At 51.2% G+C, this 209-nt stretch carries 1 protein-coding gene; it reads left to right on the forward strand.

Features of this window, described 5'->3' with window-relative positions:
- A partial coding sequence (locus tag HMPREF3178_RS31730; RefSeq protein WP_228705137.1) for an iron-containing alcohol dehydrogenase occupies positions 1–209 on the forward strand: 209 nt, incomplete at both ends.

Raw genomic sequence — 209 nt, forward strand, 5'->3', positions numbered from 1 at the left:
TGAAAACATGTTGTGGCACAAACTTCCGAAATCTGTCTACTTCCGTCGGGGCTCACTGCCAGTCGCTTTGGACGAAGTGATCACCGATGGTCACAAACGCGCGCTGATCGTCACCGACCGCTTCCTGTTTAACAACGGCTACGCGGATCAGATCACTTCCGTACTGAAAGCGGCTGGCGTTGAAACAGAAGTTTTCTTTGAAGTGGAAG

This window comes from Klebsiella sp. HMSC09D12 (genome assembly GCF_001808475.1).
GTDB classification, from domain to species: Bacteria; Pseudomonadota; Gammaproteobacteria; order Enterobacterales; family Enterobacteriaceae; genus Klebsiella; species Klebsiella oxytoca.